Genomic DNA, 15585 nt, shown 5'->3' with positions numbered 1-15585 from the left:
GGGTGGCACAGTATAAGATTAAACTAGACATTGCATCTGGTATTGATCGGACAACCGCCAATACCAGATTCCTTATTTGCAACTGAAATATATGCCGCTGACCATCGGCGGCAGACGGCCAAAAGCGGTCTATGAAAAATACAAAAAATCAGTTCTCCGAATGGCTGGTTTATAGCGATCATTTGCCATCTGTATTGTGGTCATTTTCTAAACGCTTGAAGTTCGCTAAACAGCATTGGCCTGACGGGTTTCTAATTTCACAAGCACATTCCCCGGCTTGAGTGCGCTGCACGACGAAAGCTTTGATCGGTTCTTCCCGGTGATCTTTTAATGCCGATAAATACTGCTCGGCGTCAATATCAAAACAGTAACAAAGCGCGTCGTTTTGAATAGATTGATAGCTTCTTAAATGCTGTTTGGGAATAGTGTTGCTCGTACTGGAAAAGTACCCAACTGAGCATGTTTTGGCAGGGCAAAAATAATAGCTGTCGGTGATGATTGACTGGTTCTCGGGAAACCGTACCTGATGGTACAACGTAAGTATGCCAACGCTTTTGCACGAGGTACCGCATTCAGGACAATTCTGTTTGGTTTTGGTCAATGTACTTGGGCTGCAGCAATCAGACATAGATGTATCCTTGGCTTTATCGAGAAACCGGGGCGACAAGGGTTCCCGGATAACCGGCATCAGTCGTGGCTTTGATCAAGGCTGCACTATTGGTTTTGTGGTTGTAAAAAGTAACCTCGGCCGTTTTGGCATCGTAATCGACAGCCACTTTTTGTACGCCTTCGACTTTCTGCAAGGCTCTTTTGATGGTGACTGTACACATCGCGCAGGTCATGTTTTCTATATTCAGCGTCACCGTTTGCTGTTGGTTTGGCTGTGCAACAGTGGCCTCAGCATAGGCCGTCGGCATCCACAGAGTGCTTGATGACAAGCTCAAAATTAACAAACTGGTTTTAATTGTCATACCGATTCTCTCAAGCCATAAAAAAGGGCGCTAACCAGGGAAAGGCCAGCAGCAGCAAAATGAACGCGGAACCAAGCCAAAATATTAGGCGTTGTTTACGTTGGGCATCGGAGTTGGTACAGATGGCACTTTCTTCACAACAGTAAGGCTTCCGATAGAGTTTGCGATACCCTAATGCCATAAGGACCAGAGCCAGGATGATAAAAAAAGGACGGGCCGGTTCCATTGCCGTAAGTGTACTCATCCAGGCCCCGCCAATGCCTAAAGATAAAAACAACAGGGGGCCGACGCAGCATGCCGAAGCGCCTATTGCGGCTAATACGGCACCGATACCTAGCCAAGACGGGGAGTTAATAGATGTTTCAGGGTCTGTTTTCATGCGAATCTCCTAAACTCAACAATTTTTAATGTTGGCAAGGAGTCTAAACCCTGTTGTTTAGAACAGAGTCAAGTGGGCGGTGGTGTCTTACTTAAAATTAGAGGTTGGTTGATGCATCATCATCGCTAAACGCATCGAGAATAGCGCAATGAGCGGCTGGAGCTGTCTGCTGACAGTCGTTGACTAGGTTTCCCAATACCTGACGCAGTGCCGTTAAATCCCTGATTTTTTGATCGATCTGCTGGCATTTCTGCTCGGCGAGTTGTCGTACATCGGCACAGTGCGGCCCGTCAAGCGATAACAAGGTAGCAATTTCTTTCAAGGTAAATCCGGCCTGTTGAGCGCGTTTGATAAAACGTATCTGGGCAATCGCATCAGCTAAATAAACGCGATAACCACCATCGGGTTTCGCTGGCTCTGTCAGTAAACCAATGCGTTGATAGTGGCGGATGGTTTCGATGGTGACTTCGGTTTGTTTGGCAAGTTTGCCTATGGTCAAAGCCGGCATTTTATTGAGCCTTAGATCAAAAGAGTTTTATTGTCATGCAGTTTTCAATCACTAGCCTTTAGGCGTCCAGATTTTAGACGTCAATAATGAAAAATTTCATCTACAATGATATAGATAAGTTAGACTCTGGCAAATATGATGCAACATCGCCTCACCACCATTCTATTAGTGCTCATGGCTATCATGCCTGTGGTGGTGGCGTTTGCTCATTATTCTGCACTCACCAGCCAGTTAGCGGTTGCGCAAATGGTTGTCGCCGCCGATGATATGGACGATGGAGGGGGCTTGGTCTCCAAACATGCCGATCATTGCCAATCCGCCACGGCCAAACCTCACTTGGCTAGTTGCAGCTTTCATGTTTGCGTGGATTGCGGGATCACGTCATCTTTCAGGTTTATTCCAATCCATGTGTCCAATAGCTATGGCTTTGGGGAAAAACCTAATTCCGCCTCGTTTCTTGCACCTCCCGACATAAAACCGCCGATTTTTAGCCTCTAAGCCGTTCAACGGTGGTGTTTTGCTGTAAGAAATAATCACCGCTCTTATGACGATCAACATCGGCCAAAGTCCGGCGGTTGTCGGTTCGTCATGGTTATCACGAGTTTACGAGGATCATCATGTCATCCTTTTTTCGATCCAGGCGTCTGCTGATGGCGACGCTGTTTATTGTCTGCCGCTTGGCCACCGCAGATGAGCAACCGCTATTAACGCTTGAGGCGGCTACTCAAAAAGTCGTTCAGGATAATCCCGACCTGGCACAAACCCTGGCTCGTGCCAAGGCGATGGCCGCGATTCCATCGCAGGAAGGCAGCCTGCCAGACCCGCAAATCACCTTCAATGCCATGAGCTTGCCGACTAACAGCTTTAGCACGCGGCAAGAAGACATGACGCAAATCGGTTTTGGGCTTTCCCAGGGTATCCCCTTTCCCGGCAAACTGGCGCTACGCGAGCAAGCGGCGATGTATGAAGCGGAAGCCGCCACGCTGAATGCCGATGAACTGCGCCTGCGTTTGTTGAGCGATGTGAAAACGCTGTGGTGGCAGGTTTTTTATCTGGATCGGACACGGGAGATCGTCGATAACAATCACACCTTATTGCAGCAGTTCGTCGATATCGCCCGTAGTAAATACGAAGTGGGCGAAGGCTTGCAGCAGGATGTATTGCTGGCCCAATTGGAACTTTCAAAACTGTTGGATCAGAAAATCAACCTTGATGGTATGCGGCGCAGTACCGTCGCCAAACTCAATGCACTGTTGGATCAACCCGCCAACAACCCCGTCCAATTACCCGCCACGCTGTCAATACAGCTGCCGGAAATCAGGCAGGAAGACCGCCTTTACCAACAAGCGGAAAGCTCAAGGCCGATGTTGGAAAGCGACCGACAAGGCATCCATGCGGCGCAATCCAAGCTGGAACTGGCGCAAAAAGATTTTCTACCGGACTTCAACGTCGAAGCGGCCTATGGCGCTCGCAACAATATGCTCGACGGCACCCGTCGTTCTGATTTGCTGAGCTTGGGAGTCAGTATGAACGTGCCGATTTTTGCCGCCAGTAAGCAAGCCAAAGCCGTTGATCAGCGCACTAGTGAACTCATGCAGCAGCGGTATGCGCTTCAAGATCGCTGGAACACGGTTCGTTCTGAAATTACCCAAAGTCACAGTGATTATCAACGAGCCAAACAGCAATTCGTGTTGTTCGATACCGGCATCATTCCGCAAGCCCGGCAAACCGTCGCCTCGATGTTGGCCGGTTATCAGGTCAACAAGGTCGATTTCCTAAATCTGGTGCGCAGCCAGATCACATTGTTCGAATACGAAACCCAATACTGGAAAGCCTTTACGGAAGCCCAACAAGCACTAGCGCAACTCTGCGCGAATGTGGGCGAGGACAACATTTATGAATAAGCAATTGTTATTAACCGCCACATTAACCTTGGGGATAGGCTTGGCAGGCGGCTATTGGCTGGCTCAGCAACCTAAACAGGAATCGACGATTCAACCGGCAGAGGGCAAAAAACCTTTATTTTACAGAAGTACCATGAATCCATCGGCAACATCACCGGTGCCAACCAAGGATGCCATGGGCATGGACTATGAGCCGGTGTATGCCGACGAGAAAGTGCCTAAACAACCCAAAATTCTGTTTTACCGCAATCCGATGAATCCCTCGGTCACGTCACCAATTCCTGCCAAGGACAATATGGGCATGGCTTATCTGCCCGTGTATGCCGAGGACGAGTCAAAAGCTGACGATTCGACCGGTACCGTTAGAATCGATGCCGCCACGGTGCAAAACATCGGTGTGCGGACCGCGCTTGCCAAACAAACCTTGCTATCGCATGTGGTCCGAGCCGTTGGCCGGGTAGCCTATGATGAAGAACATATTGTCAGACTGCATCCCAAAACCGAAGGGTGGATTGAAACCTTGCGTGCCGATAAGACCGGGCAAAGGGTCAGGAAGAATGAGGAACTGCTGAGCATTTACTCCCCGCAACTGGTCGCCAGTCAACAGGAATATGTATTGGCCTTAAACAATCTTAAAGTGCTGGAAAAAAGCCCGATCGAAGACATCCGCCGTGGTGCGGAAGAACTGGTCAAAAGCTCCCGCGAACGCTTGAATCTGCTGGATGTGCCGGCCCATCAACTGCACGATCTCACGGATAGCCAATCCATCAAAAAGAGCCTGCATATTCATACCCCGGCGGACGGTATCGTCATCAACATCGGCGCCCGCGAAGGCCAATACGTTACGCCGGAAACCGAGCTGTACATGATCGCCGATCTTTCCACGGTCTGGGTCTATGCCGAAATTTACGAATACGAACTGCCCTGGGTTAAGGAAGGCGACCCGGTTCACATGCGCTTGGCCGGTGTGCCGGGCCGCACCTTCAAAGGCCGCCTGGCGTTTATCTACCCTTATGCCGAAGCCAAGACCCGGACCATTAAAGTGCGGCTGGTATTCGACAATGCCGACTTGTTGTTAAAACCCGATATGTTCGCCGAAGTGACCATCCATGCCGGCAAACAACTGGATGCGGTGGTAATCCCTGCCGAGGCGGTGATCCGCTCCGGCGCGCAAACCCAGGTTTTGGTGGTGCGCGGTCCCGGTAAATTCGAGCCGCGTCAGGTGACGACGGGTTTGTCGTCCAATGACGACATTGCCATTCTTGATGGATTAACTGCGGGTGAGGAAGTCGTCACCTCGGCGCAATTCCTGATCGACTCCGAATCCAAGCTGAACGAAGCCACCTCAAAAATGATGGAGCCCGCTGCATCGCAGCCGGCAAGCAAGTCGTTGTCAGTGAAACCAGGAGCGCATCAACATGACTGATTTCATCATCAACAGCGTTTTAAAAGACCGATTCATGGTGCTGTTGGGGGCAATTATCCTGGCCATCGGCGGGATTTGGTCGTTTAAGAATATGCCATTGGACGCGATACCGGACCTATCCGACGTGCAGGTGATCATCTTCACTGACTATGCCGACCAATCGCCGCAGGTGGTCGAAAATCAGGTCACTTATCCCTTGACCACTGCCATGCTGGCCGTGCCGCATGCCAAGGTGGTACGCGGTTATTCGTTTTTTGGCTTGTCGTTCGTCTACGTGATCTTCGAAGACGGCACCGATATGTATTGGGCACGGTCGCGGGTGTTGGAATACCTCAACTATGTGAAAAACCGTCTGCCTCAAGGCGTCACGCCGGCGCTCGGTCCCGATGCCACCGGTGTCGGCTGGATTTACGAATATGCCTTGGTGGACAAGACCGGCAAGCACGACTTGGCGCAACTGCGTTCGATTCAAGACTGGTATCTGCGTTATCCCTTACAGACCGTGCCTGGTGTGTCCGAGGTCGCCTCGGTTGGTGGCTACGTTAAACAATACCAGGTGGAAGTCGATCCCAATGCGCTGCAAGCTTATGACATTTCGCTATCCACGGTGATGATGGCCATCAAGCGTTCCAACAACGATGTCGGCGGCCGGTTGCTGGAAGTCGGCGAAACCGAATATATGGTCAGAGGATTGGGCTACATCAAATCCATCGCCGATCTGAATACCATCCCGGTCGGAGTCGACGCCAACGGCACGCCGATACGGTTACAGGATGTGGCTCATGTCCAGATCGGCCCGGAACTGCGGCGCGGCGTCACCGAACTCAACGGCGAAGGCGAAGTAGCCGGCGGCGTGGTGATCATGCGTTTCGGTGAAAACGCCCTGGCAACCATTGAAGATGTACGTGCGAAACTGGAAGAACTGAAAAAAGGCCTGCCGGCAGGCGTGGAAATCGTCCCGGTCTATGACCGAGGCAGCCTGATCGAACGGGCGGTGGACACCTTGAAAGAGGCGTTGACCCAAGAGCTGATCATCGTTTGCGCCTTGGTGGCCTTGTTTTTACTGCATCTGCGTTCGTCCTTGGTAATCGTGATCACCTTGCCCTTGGGTATCCTGATGGCCTTCATTGCGATGAAATGGCAAGGCATGAACGCCAACATCATGTCGTTGGGCGGCATCGCGCTGGCGATTGGCGATATGGTCGATGGTGGCGTGGTGATGGTGGAAAATGCCCACAAACACCTGGCTGAAGCAGCCGAGAAAAAACAAGCCAAGTTGACTTCACAGGAACGCTGGGAAGCCATCGGCAATGCCTCCCGTGAGGTGGGATCGGGGCTGTTTTCGTCGTTGCTGGTGATCACCGTGTCCTTCCTGCCGATTATTACCATGGAAGCGCAGGAAGGTCGCTTATTCAGCCCATTGGCGTACACCAAAACCTATGCGATGGCCGCCGCCGCGATCTTGACCATCACGCTGGTGCCGGTGTTGATGGGGTATTTTGTGCGCGGCAAGATTATCCCCGAGCAAAAAAACCCGATTAATCGGATTTTGCATGCCATGCATTCGCCGGTTTTAAAAGTGGCGATGCGCTGGCGGGGTGCCACGCTGATCGTGGCGCTGCTGTTAATGGCCTCCACGCTTTATCCCTTATCCAAATTGGGCAGTGAATTCATGCCGCCCTTGGATGAAGGCGATATTTTGTATATGCCCACCACCTTTCCGGGCATCTCCATCACCAAAGCTAGGGAAGTCTTGCAACAGACCGATAAGATCATTAAGACCTTTCCCGAGGTGCATCATGTGTTCGGCAAGATTGGCCGGGCTGAAACCGCCACCGATGCCGCACCGTTGATGATGGTGGAAACGACCATCAAGTTAAAGCCGCGAGAACAGTGGCCTGATCCAAGCAAAACCACCCGGCAACTGATGGATGAAATGGACAAGGCCATTCATTTTCCCGGTTTGGCCAACGCCTGGACCATGCCCATCAAAACCCGAATCGACATGCTCTCCACTGGCATCAAGACCCCGGTGGGTATCAAGGTGTCCGGTCCCGATCTGAATGTCCTGCAATCCCTGTCGCTGCAAATCGAACAGGCGATGAAAACCTTGCCTGATACGCTATCGGCCTACGGTGATCGAGCCGTCGGTGGCTATTTCCTGGATTTTGATATTAACCGCGAAGCGGCCGCGCGTTATGGCTTAACCGTCGGCGATGTGCAGGATGTGATTCAAAGTGCGATTGGCGGCATGAATATCACCGAAACCGTCGAAGGGCTGGAGCGCTATCCCGTGAATCTACGCTATCCGCGCGATCTGCGGGATAACCCGGAAGCCTTGCGACGAGTGTTGATTTCCACCCCGACAGGCAGCCAGATTCCTTTGACAGCAGTGGCAGACATCAACTTTAAACGCGGCACGGATGTCATCAAGACCGAGGATGCACGGCCCAACGCCTGGATTTATGTGGACCTTAAAATCTCTGACATCGGCGGTTATGTGGAGCAGGCAAAAAAGACCTTAGCCGAAACTGTCACGATACCGGCAGGTTATACCGTCACTTGGTCCGGTCAATTCGAATACATGGAACGGGCGGCGGAACGCTTGCGCATCGTGGTGCCCATCACGCTACTGCTGATTTTTATCCTGCTGTATACCGCCTTTCGTAATATCACCGAACCGACTATCGTGATGTTGGCGATTCCATTTAGCCTGATTGGTGGCATTTGGTTCATCTACTGGTTGGGATACAACCTGTCGATTACCGTCTATGTCGGTTTTATCGCGCTGGCCGGCACGGCGGCGGAAACCGGGGTGATGGTGCTGAGCTTTATCGATATTGAAATCGATAAGCTGCGGGCGCAAAAACAGGCGCCACTGACCGGCGAGGAAATCCGAGCGGCCAGCGAAGCCGCGACGGCTCTGCGTGTCAGGCCAGTAGCAATCACCTCGCTGGCCAACATTATCGGCTTGATACCCATCATGACGGCAACCGGCACCGGTGCGGACGTGACCCAACGCATCGCGGCGCCGGCGCTGGGGGGCATGCTGACGGTGTTGGTATTAAGCCTTCTGGTGTTTCCGGTGATTTACAGCCTGGTGTTGCAGTTCCAAGAACGGTTTCGATACCCATAGTCCTGAGATGTTACTGATGCTTTCATCAATACATTAGGCTCACGGAGAAATTTGATATGGCTTCATGTTGTGAAAATAACTGCGCAATCGAGAAATTGCGCGAACGACAACGTGGCACGCTTAAAGCGGTACTCGTTATTAATGCCGTTATGTTTGTGGTCATTGTCGGCGGAGCTGTTTACGGAAAATCAACGGCGCTGCTCTCGGACAGTCTGGATAATCTCGGCGATGCACTAACGTATGGTTTAAGCCTTTACGCCGTTTCCAAAGAAGCGGCCACTAAGGCGAAAGTGGCCTTATTTAAGGGTAGTTTGATATTGATCGGGGCGTGTGTGGTCTTGGCGCAAATCATTCAGCGGCTGATTGAGCCTGTACTGCCATCTTACGAGATCATGGGCATTTTCAGTTTGGCGGGCCTGGCTGCAAATTCGCTATGTCTATTTCTGCTGTGGAAGCACAGAAATGAAGACATCAACATGAGCTCGGTATGGGAATGTTCAAGAAATGACATCGCATCAAATCTATCGGTATTTATCACAGCGGGAGCAGTTTGGTACTTTGAATCGGGATGGGCGGATATTGTCGTCGCATCCTGTCTGGTTATGCTGCTGCTGAATTCTTCTTTCCGCGTTATCCGCTCCGCGCTCAAAGAAATTAATTATTCGAAAATTTAAATTATCTGGAAATCACCTATGAAAACAAAATTTCTGATCACTTTGCTTTTAACGACCGGCTTACTAGCCGCCTGTAGCGAAATCAATCCTCATTCGATGGATTTTGACCTGGCCGTACAGCATGAGGCATTGGTAAAACACTACGAAGATACCGCTAAGGAGATGCAAGCCAAGGTTCAGGAACACAAGCTGCTTTTGAGCCAATACCAGGCCAAAAGCTATCTTTACGGCCGGCAAGCCGAAGGGTTTAAAGAACATTGCCAATCATTGATCAATGCCTACGAAGAAGCGGCGGAGGAAAATTTGAAGATGGCAAATTTGCATCGCCAGAAAGAGTGAGGGGGTGAGACATGACTATCCGTTGGCATAAATCAATTTTAATCACCTTAGTCGGTGTGCTTTTCTTGCTCGAAGGGTGTGCCGTTACCCAGCCCGCATTCTACCGGGCTTCGGGATTGACGCCCAAATCCATAGGTCAGATTACGCTACTGCCAGCCATTGATGCGCGAATAGACCAGCAGGTCGCGGTTCCTCTCGAAGAACGCTTGCGCCAAAAGGCGGCAACGATCCTGAAGCGGAAAGGATACCCGGTGGTTCTGAGTGATTCGGGCGAGAGCACTGTCCTGACCAACGATAGTCTACGGGCCGCCGATCCTGCCTTGATAAAACGCCTTGGTCCGCCGGATGCACGCTGGATCATGGTCTTGGCCCTTATCGAGCTCAATGTGGTTGGCAGCAACGATAAGGTGGAAGTGGCAGGCTTTCTATACGACAAGGAGAAGGGCTTGCTGCTATGGCGGGACAGCACTATTTGTTTGGTCGGGGATGGCGGGATATTGAGCGGGTTGATAAACGATAAAAGGGTCGATCTAGCGGTTTCGACCGCAGTGGATTCGTTATTGGGCAGTATTCCGGAATAGGGGCTTGTTTTGATAATCCCACGCTGTCACCGGTCGTTATCTCTGCCGTCACCAATATGGTTAAAGGGAGGTGGGTCATGATGAATACATGGCACAAGCTATCAGCAATCGAAACCGCAGGCTTGCTTGCGACCGATATGGAACAGGGACTTTCCAGCGAAGACGCGAAAAACCGACTTGCTCGGTATGGGCAAAATAAACTGCATAAGGGCAAGCGATTTTCGGCTTTGGTGATTTTTATCAGCCAGTTTAAAAGTCTCGTTATTTGGGTACTGATGGGTGCAGCGGCTGTTTCCGTTGCACTCGGTGAAGTGATCGATGGTCTTGCCATCATCGCTATCGTGATCTTGAATGCGGTCATTGGCTTTCTCCAGGAGTATCGGGCCGAGAAAGCGGCCGCCGCACTCGCTCGTTTAACCGCGCCGCATTGCCGAGTGATTCGGGATGGCCATAGCCTGGTGGTCACCACATCTGAGGTCGTTCCTGGCGATCTACTGTTACTCGAAGCGGGCGATTTGGTTGCGGCGGATGCCCGCCTTATTCAAGCTTCCGTGTTTCGTGTCAATGAAGCCCCGCTCACGGGGGAATCGCAAGCCGTGGCTAAGTTTACCGTTAGTCTGGTATTGGACACACCGCTGGCTGAGCGGCGCAATATGGTTTTTCTCGGGACCAGTGTGACTGGTGGTTCCGCTCGCGCAGTGGTGGTCAACACCGGCATGGAAACCGAACTGGGTCGCATCGCGAAACTGCTCGAATCGGCCGAAAGCGGAGAAACCCCTTTACAACGCCAACTGGAGCGGGTTGGGCGCCTGTTGTTGATAGCGTGTTTCGGCATTGTCGGCTTGATTTTCGGTCTGGGAGTATGGCGAGGCATCGCCCCCTTTGAGCTTTTCCTAAGTTCGGTGAGTCTTGCGGTCGCGGCGATTCCCGAAGGGCTGCCAGCGGTGGTAACGATTGCGCTGGCATTAGGCGTACAGCGAATGGTTCAACGGCATGCCTTGGTGCGACGCTTGGCTTCGGTCGAAACATTGGGCCGTGCGCAGGTGATTTGTACCGACAAGACCGGCACGCTGACGATGGGTGAAATGACGGCCCGCAAGTTGGTGACCTCGCAAAACCTCTATCGTGTTACCGGTGAAGGTTACGCCACGGAAGGCACATTTTTCTCTGGCAACATGGAAAGTTTCCCTTCGGAAAGCCCCGAATTATTCGCCTTGCTGCGAGCATCGGCGGCATGCAACGATGCCGAACTCACGCTAATCGATGGCCGATCTACTGTAGTAGGCGATCCTACCGAGGGGGCGTTATTGGTGGCCGCCGAGAAAGCGAATATTACGAGGTCTGCCATTGAAACGGACATGCCGCGTTTGGCGGTGATCCCTTTTGATTCCGACCGCAAGCGCATGAGCGTTATCCGTCGTCAGACCAATTTCCCCTGGGCCTTTGTCAAAGGTGCTCCCGAAGTCGTTCTTAGCCGTTGCACGTTGATTCGCACCGACCAAGGTGTCAGGGCATTGACTGAAATCGACCGCACTCATTTTTTTCAGGCCAATCGCTTACTGGCCAACGATGCGTTGCGAGTGCTGGCCGTGGCAGAGCGTCCACTAGAAGGCATCCATTTCGGTACGGGCGTATTCGGTAGTGATGTCGAGATCGAACAGCAGCTTATTTTGCTAGGACTCGTTGGCTTACAGGACCCACCGCGTGGTGAAGCCAGAGAGGCCGTCAGCAAATGCAAACGGGCAGGGATCAAAACGGTGATGATCACCGGCGATCATCCGGATACCGCGCGGGCCATTGGCTGCGAATTAGGGATTATGGATAAGGGCGATGAAGTTCTGATTGGTGCCGAGATAGACCACTTGGACGATGCTGAGTTAAAGGAACGCGTGCCGCATGTTTCGGTGTATGCACGGGTAACCGCCGAGCATAAACTGCGTATTGTGCGGGCATGGAAAGCGACTGGGGCGGTTGTCGCGATGACGGGAGACGGCGTGAACGATGCGCCGGCTATCAAAGAAGCATCCATCGGAATCGCCATGGGCATTACCGGTACGGAAGTGACCAAAGAAGCCGCCGACATGATTGTCGCCGATGATAATTTTGCTTCCATTGTCGCCGCCGTTGAAGAAGGACGCGGCATTTATGACAACATCGCCAAAACCTTGGCTTACCTGTTGGGCAGTAGCACCGGCGAGTTGTTGGTGATGTTGGGTGCGGTGCTGCTGGGTTGGCCATTACCGCTTTTACCGTTACACCTGTTGTGGATCAACCTGGTCACCGATGGTTTTGCGGCCTTGGCCCTTTCCACCGATCCGATTGATCCAGGGGTATTGAATCGCCCGCCTCGACAGGCTCAGTCCCAGTTACTCAACCGGCATTTGTTTTATCTGACTTTATTCACCGGTTTGTTAGCCGCGAGCGTCACGCTCGGCGTGTTTGCCTATGAACTGCATGTGGTTGGCAATACGCTAGATCAAGCTCGCGATGCCGCCTTTACCGCTCTGGTGATTACCGGTTTGCTGCGTGCCTTCGGTGCGCGAAGCGAGCAACGTGTCATCTGGCAAATCGGCTTGTTTTCCAATCTGCGCTTGTTTCTGATTGTCGCCGTGTGTTTCAGCTTACAGTTGGCGATACACCATATTTCGGTGTTGCAAACCCTGTTTCAGATCAAATCGGTGTCGTTGCATCAGTGTGTCGTCTGGATCGGGGTTGGATTTATACCCTTGGCAATCTTAGAGCTCAGAAAAATCCTGCTTAATCGTGCTAAAAAGTTTGCTTAGAACAATGAAAACCAAGCAATCACGTTGCCATCAGCCTAAAAAGATGAAATCGCCACAAGCGATGTCCACCAATCGGTTTATCCACCGAAAAATTCTGACCCGATTGTTTTTAGGCTGGTTGTTCCTGAGTGTAACGGTAGGCGGTTCCACTTTATGGCTGGAGATCAAGAGGGCCGAGCAATTGGTTCATGCCCTTGCGCTGAAGGAATCAGCGATATTCAGCGGAGCATCGGCCCATAATCTGGAACAACTCGATGCCCAATCGACCGAACACCTGACGCAGCTAGCCGAACAGCTGGTTAGCCAGCATTTTCTGATTGTCGAATTGTACGACCGCAACAAACAATTAAAACTCGAAGCCGTTCGCCAAGGACAGGAATTGGTCGAGCAATTCATCGATCAATATCGCCATCAATTTCCACAGGCCGACGAGTTTACTCATGACCTGCATTTTATTCATGGGCAGTTGTGGCTGGTGACACTGGTTCCACTACGTGGCGAACAGGATTCGCCCATGGGTTATTTCGAGGGTGTTTATCAGGTTGATCCGGAAACGTTTGCCATGTTGAAGCAAAACCTAATCCGTATGCTGGCCTTCGTGACGCTAGGCATTTTCTTTACCAGCCTCTTGATGTATCCGATTGTCCTGACACTCAATCGAGGCGTCATCAGGCTTTCCGGCGAACTCTTACAAGGCAATCTTGAACTGATGAATGTACTGGGCTGTGCCATCGCAGAACGCGATTCGGAAACCAACCATCATAACTATCGAGTGACTTATTACGCGCTACGGCTTGGCGAAGCGATTGGATTGCCTGAAGAAAATATGCGCGATCTAATTGCGGGGGCTTTTTTGCACGATGTTGGCAAGATCGGCATCCGCGATCCGATTTTACTGAAACCGGAAAAACTAACAGCGGATGAATTCGAGGTCATGAAAACGCATGTGGTATTAGGCGTGGAAATTCTAAACAAATCGCACTGGTTAACCGGTGCGCGGGATGTCGTGGAGTTTCATCATGAAAAATATGACGGCAGCGGGTATTTGCAAGGCCTTACAGGGAACACCATTCCACTAAACGCGCGAATATTTGCTATAGGGGACGTGTTTGATGCGCTGACCTCGCAACGTCCGTACAAGGAAGCGTGGCCCGTAGTCGATGCTATTTCCAAGCTCGTAAAAGAAGGCGGTAGCCACTTTGACCCTCGGCTGGTAACGATTTTTGCCAAGATTGCTCCGCGTCTTCATCAAGAGGTGAATGATTTAGACGAATCTCAACTGGAGGCAATGCTACAACGCCTCGTTGGCGAATACTTCTTGAATACAGCTTTTAAGGTTCGAAAGGCAAGAGATGAATTTGCTCGCACATCAGCTTAGGAAATTGACCCAATGCGGTGCAGTAACACCTTGGTTTGCACCAGTATTGCGCAATAGGCCGTGAGAGTATGTAAAGACGAATTTAACTCATTGATTTTAATAATGGCACTATTTGTGCTTGAAATATAAAGATTTATAGAATGGATTGATGTCATTTCTAATTTTTCATCACTCCATGAGCTATAAAAACAGGACGAAATTAACGATTAATAACAACTAAATCTGGAGAAAATCTATGAAAACAAAACTATTGATTACCCTATTGTTAGGTGCTGGCATCTTAGTGGCATGTAGTGAGATGAACCCGCATCCGATGGATATGACTCAAGCCGTTCAAAGCGCAACGACCAAAGCTGATCACGAGGCATTGGCGAAACATTACGAAGAAGCGGCCAAAGAACTGCAACTTAAAGTTGAAGAGCACAAAAAACTGCTTAGCCAATACCAGTCAAAAAGTTATCTTTACGGTAAACAGGGCGACACTTTGGTCAGCCATTGCCGAGTTCTTATTAACGCCTATGAAAAAGCCGCCGAGGCCAATTTGAGTATGGCAGCAATGCATCGCCAGATGTAAGTGATTTGTGCTGCTTGCCAAGAAGAATCATGGCAAGCAGCCGCTGAACTATATTGTTCAATTTGTTAGTCGGACAATTATTAAGGGTTCTGTCGTTGATTTGACTGTCCGCTGTATGATGGGACCGGACTGTCAATGAGTTGGATGGCGAACGGCTGCTTGGGGTCGGTTGCGACAATTTGCGAATTTTATAAGCCGACATTCGCTACTGGTACATAAATTTTGCGGTTCCGGTTTACACGCCTTCCAGACTGATTTGCTTGAAGGAACATGTTGAAACTGCGATCATCAACGCCTAGTTTTTACATCCCACCTTTTGAGGAAACCATGCATAAATCCGAACTCATTGACGCCATTGCCAGCCATGCGAATCTCAGTAAAGCCGATGCCGGGCGGGGCTTGGATGGCATCCTCAGTGCCATTCAAAATACCTTGAAAAACGGCGATTCGGTATCGTTAGTGGGGTTTGGCACTTTCGAAGTCAAGGAACGTGCCGAGCGTCAAGGCCGCAATCCGCAAACCGGCGCTGGACTGACCATTGCTGCGGCAAAACTACCAGGCTTTAAAGCCGGAAAGGCTTTAAAAGACGCCGTTAACGGTTAAATTCTCTTGAGAAATAGAGGGCGTTGAGTGGCTCGAAGTCCTCTTGAAACTGCGCTATGATTCGACGATTAACTCACCGTCGAACCTTCGACATTTCAGATGACAAAATCGGAACTGATGGGTGCGCTGGCCGCCAAGCAAGCGCACCTGCTGCAAAAAGACGTAGAGCTCGCTGTCAACACTATCATTGATGTTTTGACTACCGCTGTCGCCACTGGCGAACGAATTGAAATTCGTGGATTTGGTGGTTTTTCAACGATTCCCCGCAAAGCCCGTATGGGTAGGAATCCCAAGACCGGGGAGTCTGTCAGTCTACCGAGTCGGCACAC

The 15585-nt window shown here is 51.0% G+C and carries 14 protein-coding genes and 1 pseudogene; 12 read left to right on the top strand and 3 right to left on the bottom strand.

The genetic code is table 11. From position 1 onward, the window contains the following. Positions 1 to 178: 178 nt before the first annotated feature. From QLH52_RS23975 to QLH52_RS23960, 3 genes and pseudogenes are all read right to left on the bottom strand, one after another. Entirely contained in the window at positions 179 to 628 is a 450-nt protein-coding gene (locus tag QLH52_RS23975; RefSeq protein WP_319963220.1) for a putative iron-sulfur cluster-binding metallochaperone, read from the bottom strand. Positions 629 to 644: 16 nt separating this feature from the next. Beyond that, a pseudogene (locus tag QLH52_RS24550) lies at positions 645 to 1350 on the bottom strand (MerT/CopZ fusion-like heavy metal transport selenoprotein). Between the two features lie 97 nt (positions 1351 to 1447). Beyond that, positions 1448 to 1858, bottom strand: coding sequence for a MerR family transcriptional regulator (locus QLH52_RS23960; RefSeq protein WP_319963217.1), 411 nt, complete (start codon positions 1856 to 1858; stop codon positions 1448 to 1450). 135 nt (positions 1859 to 1993) lie between these two features. Between QLH52_RS23960 and QLH52_RS23955 the strand changes: the two genes are divergently transcribed. From QLH52_RS23955 to QLH52_RS23900, 12 genes are all read left to right on the top strand, one after another. Further along, the gene (locus QLH52_RS23955; protein WP_319963216.1) at positions 1994 to 2356 is read left to right on the top strand and encodes a hypothetical protein; all 363 of its coding nucleotides are present in this window, start codon (positions 1994 to 1996) and stop codon (positions 2354 to 2356) included. Positions 2357 to 2475: 119 nt separating this feature from the next. Next, positions 2476 to 3762, top strand: a complete 1287-nt coding sequence (locus tag QLH52_RS23950) for a TolC family protein (protein WP_482194197.1) — start codon at positions 2476 to 2478, stop codon at positions 3760 to 3762. Continuing rightward, the gene (locus QLH52_RS23945) at positions 3755 to 5188 is read left to right on the top strand and encodes an efflux RND transporter periplasmic adaptor subunit (protein WP_319963215.1); all 1434 of its coding nucleotides are present in this window, start codon (positions 3755 to 3757) and stop codon (positions 5186 to 5188) included. The genes QLH52_RS23950 and QLH52_RS23945 overlap by 8 nt, the downstream gene beginning before the upstream one ends. After that, on the top strand, positions 5181 to 8324 hold the full coding sequence (locus tag QLH52_RS23940) for an efflux RND transporter permease subunit (protein WP_319963214.1): 3144 nt from the start codon (positions 5181 to 5183) through the stop codon (positions 8322 to 8324). The genes QLH52_RS23945 and QLH52_RS23940 overlap by 8 nt, the downstream gene beginning before the upstream one ends. 56 nt (positions 8325 to 8380) lie before the next feature. Then, positions 8381 to 8998, top strand: a complete 618-nt coding sequence (locus tag QLH52_RS23935) for a cation efflux transmembrane domain-containing protein (RefSeq protein WP_319963213.1) — start codon at positions 8381 to 8383, stop codon at positions 8996 to 8998. Positions 8999 to 9016: 18 nt separating this feature from the next. Further along, positions 9017 to 9337: a hypothetical protein gene (locus tag QLH52_RS23930; protein ID WP_319963212.1), complete on the top strand. Its 321-nt coding sequence runs from the start codon at positions 9017 to 9019 to the stop codon at positions 9335 to 9337. A gap of 11 nt (positions 9338 to 9348) precedes the next feature. Further along, positions 9349 to 9918, top strand: coding sequence for a hypothetical protein (locus QLH52_RS23925; RefSeq protein WP_319963211.1), 570 nt, complete (start codon positions 9349 to 9351; stop codon positions 9916 to 9918). A 77-nt stretch (positions 9919 to 9995) separates the two neighbouring features. Next, positions 9996 to 12701 carry a cation-translocating P-type ATPase gene (locus tag QLH52_RS23920; protein ID WP_319963210.1) on the top strand — a complete coding sequence of 902 codons (2706 nt, stop codon included), beginning with the start codon at positions 9996 to 9998 and terminating at the stop codon, positions 12699 to 12701. Positions 12702 to 12804: 103 nt separating this feature from the next. Next, on the top strand, positions 12805 to 14079 hold the full coding sequence (locus QLH52_RS23915; RefSeq protein ID WP_319963209.1) for an HD-GYP domain-containing protein: 1275 nt from the start codon (positions 12805 to 12807) through the stop codon (positions 14077 to 14079). Positions 14080 to 14314: 235 nt separating this feature from the next. After that, on the top strand, positions 14315 to 14653 hold the full coding sequence (locus tag QLH52_RS23910; RefSeq protein WP_256611986.1) for a hypothetical protein: 339 nt from the start codon (positions 14315 to 14317) through the stop codon (positions 14651 to 14653). A 327-nt stretch (positions 14654 to 14980) separates the two neighbouring features. After that, positions 14981 to 15256: an HU family DNA-binding protein gene (locus tag QLH52_RS23905; RefSeq protein WP_064023724.1), complete on the top strand. Its 276-nt coding sequence runs from the start codon at positions 14981 to 14983 to the stop codon at positions 15254 to 15256. Positions 15257 to 15355: 99 nt separating this feature from the next. Further along, a partial coding sequence (locus QLH52_RS23900) for an HU family DNA-binding protein (protein WP_319963208.1) occupies positions 15356 to 15585 on the top strand: 230 nt, incomplete at its 3' end.

The organism is Methylomonas defluvii (assembly GCF_033949435.1).
Taxonomy (GTDB): Bacteria; Pseudomonadota; Gammaproteobacteria; order Methylococcales; family Methylomonadaceae; genus Methylomonas; species Methylomonas defluvii.
Note: the sequence above shows the minus strand (reverse complement) of the source record. Positions and strands in the feature narration are given on the sequence as shown.

Coding starts and splice junctions, on each gene's coding strand:
- QLH52_RS23975 (WP_319963220.1), bottom strand. CDS start 628: ATGTCTGATTGCTGCAGCCCAAGTACATTGACCAAAACCAAACAGAAT.
- QLH52_RS23960 (WP_319963217.1), bottom strand. CDS start 1,858: ATGCCGGCTTTGACCATAGGCAAACTTGCCAAACAAACCGAAGTCACC.
- QLH52_RS23955 (WP_319963216.1), top strand. CDS start 1,994: ATGATGCAACATCGCCTCACCACCATTCTATTAGTGCTCATGGCTATC.
- QLH52_RS23950 (WP_482194197.1), top strand. CDS start 2,476: ATGTCATCCTTTTTTCGATCCAGGCGTCTGCTGATGGCGACGCTGTTT.
- QLH52_RS23945 (WP_319963215.1), top strand. CDS start 3,755: ATGAATAAGCAATTGTTATTAACCGCCACATTAACCTTGGGGATAGGC.
- QLH52_RS23940 (WP_319963214.1), top strand. CDS start 5,181: ATGACTGATTTCATCATCAACAGCGTTTTAAAAGACCGATTCATGGTG.
- QLH52_RS23935 (WP_319963213.1), top strand. CDS start 8,381: ATGGCTTCATGTTGTGAAAATAACTGCGCAATCGAGAAATTGCGCGAA.
- QLH52_RS23930 (WP_319963212.1), top strand. CDS start 9,017: ATGAAAACAAAATTTCTGATCACTTTGCTTTTAACGACCGGCTTACTA.
- QLH52_RS23925 (WP_319963211.1), top strand. CDS start 9,349: ATGACTATCCGTTGGCATAAATCAATTTTAATCACCTTAGTCGGTGTG.
- QLH52_RS23920 (WP_319963210.1), top strand. CDS start 9,996: ATGATGAATACATGGCACAAGCTATCAGCAATCGAAACCGCAGGCTTG.
- QLH52_RS23910 (WP_256611986.1), top strand. CDS start 14,315: ATGAAAACAAAACTATTGATTACCCTATTGTTAGGTGCTGGCATCTTA.
- QLH52_RS23905 (WP_064023724.1), top strand. CDS start 14,981: ATGCATAAATCCGAACTCATTGACGCCATTGCCAGCCATGCGAATCTC.